At 72.3% G+C, this 1,909-nt stretch carries 2 protein-coding genes and 1 pseudogene; all 3 read left to right on the top strand.

Annotation, left to right across the window (positions count from 1 at the left end):
* Window positions 1-425 (top strand): annotated as a pseudogene (locus G6020_RS11400) (phytoene desaturase); the annotation flags it as partial.
* The gene (locus tag G6020_RS11405; protein ID WP_182610710.1) at window positions 422-796 is read left to right on the top strand and encodes a lycopene cyclase domain-containing protein; all 375 of its coding nucleotides are present in this window, start codon (window positions 422-424) and stop codon (window positions 794-796) included. The pseudogene G6020_RS11400 and the gene G6020_RS11405, both read left to right, overlap by 4 nt.
* A partial coding sequence (locus G6020_RS17570) for a prenyltransferase (protein WP_182610711.1) occupies window positions 793-1,909 on the top strand: 1,117 nt, incomplete at its 3' end. The genes G6020_RS11405 and G6020_RS17570, both read left to right, overlap by 4 nt.

Here is a 1,909-nt window from a genome sequence, read left to right on the forward strand (position 1 = left end):
TGGTCCCCATCCCCGCCGACCCGGGTCTCGGCCACGGCGGCGTGGACGGCGCGGGCGACGCGACCATCGAGGCGGCGGCCGACCAGGCCATCGCCCAGATCGCCGACTGGACCGGGATCCCGGACCTGGCCGAGCGGGTGGTCGTCCGTCGCACCATCGCCCCGGCGGACCTGGAAGATGACCTCGGCGCATGGCGCGGCACCGCCCTCGGCCCCGCCCACACGCTGGCCCAGAGCGCGTTCTTCCGGACCCGCAACGTCTCCAGGCACGTCGACGGTCTCTACTACGCGGGGGCGTCCACCATCCCCGGGATCGGGTTGCCGATGTGCCTCATCAGCGCCGAGCTGGTGCTCAAACACGTCCGTGGCGACACGGGGACCGCCCCGGTGGCGGAGCCCGGCGGGGGCACGGTGTTCGACAGGTGATCGGGCTGTCCTATCTCCTGGTCCAGGTGGTCTCCTTCGCCGGGATCCTGGTGATCGACCACCGCTGGAAGCTGGCGGCGTTCCGTGCGCCCGCCGCCGCGGCGCTCGCCGTCTCCGCCTCCGTGGCGTTGCTGCTCACCTGGGACGTGCTCGGGGTGCGCAGCGGGGTGTTCTTCCGCGGACAGACCGACTTCATGACCGGGCTGCTGGTGGCGCCGGAGATCCCGTTCGAGGAGGTCGTGTTCCTGGCGTTCCTGTCCCACCTCGCGCTGGTGTGCGCGGCGGGGGTCTCGCGCGCGGTCGACCACGCGCGGGACTCCCGGGCGGCCAGGGCGTCCCGGCCCTCCCGGATGACGGGGGAACGCCGGTGACCAGCCTGTACACGACCCTCAACCTCACCATGTCCATCCCCGTGGTGGCCGTGGCCCTCCTCGCGGCCTGGCGCCTGCGCGGGCCCGAGAGACGCCGGTGGATGATCGGGGTCGGCGGCGCGCTGCTGATCCTCATGATCCTCACCGCGGTCTTCGACAACATCATGATCTCGGCCGGGCTCGTGGCCTATGACGACTCGCTCACCAGCGGCATCCGCCTGGGTGTGGCGCCCATCGAGGACTTCGCCTACGCCGTGGCCGCGGCGGTCTTCGTGCCGTCGGTGTGGGCGTTGCTCACCGCGTCACCCCGGGTCGGGGCCGAGGTGGGGAGCCCGACGGTGTCGGGGAGGGGGGACGCGCTGCTGACGCGCGCCCCGGAGCCCGGCGACGACGACGAGGTCCGCACCCCCGAGCGGCCCGGGACGCCGGGACTGCTCACCACGCTGTTCTGGTCGTCCCGGCCGGTGTCGTGGGTCAACACCGCCGCGCCGTTCGCCCTGGCGTACTTCCTGGCCACCGGGGGGTTCGACCTCGTCGGCGTGATCGGCACGATCTTCTTCCTGGTGCCGTACAACCTCGCGATGTACGGGATCAACGACGTCTTCGACTACGAGTCCGACCTGCGCAACCCCCGCAAGGGCGGGGTCGAGGGGTCGGTGCTCGAGCGGTCCCGTCACACGGCCACCCTCGTGGCCTCGGCGGTGACCACCGTGCCGTTCCTCGTGTACCTGGTGCTGACGGGGACGGTGGAGTCGTCCCTGTGGCTCGCCGCGAGCGCGTTCGCGGTGATCGCCTACAGCGCCAAGGGGCTGCGGTTCAAGGAGATCCCGTTCCTGGACTCGCTCACCTCCGCGTTCCACTTCGTCTCCCCGGCGATCGTCGGCTGGACCATCGCCGGTGCGGACCTGACCGGGGGGGTGTGGGCGTGCCTGATCGCGTTCATGCTGTGGGGTGCGGCCTCGCAGGCCTTCGGGGCCGTGCAGGACGTCCGCTTCGACCGCGAGGCGGACCTGAAGTCCGTCGCCACCGTGCTCGGGGCCCGGGCCGCGGTGTGGTTCGCGCTGGCCTGCTACGCCGCGGCGGTGGTCGTCCTGTTGGCGGCGGCGCCGTGGC

Origin of the sequence: Dietzia sp. B19, assembly GCF_014145155.1 — a bacterium.
In the GTDB taxonomy this organism is placed as follows: domain Bacteria; phylum Actinomycetota; class Actinomycetes; order Mycobacteriales; family Mycobacteriaceae; genus Dietzia; species Dietzia natronolimnaea.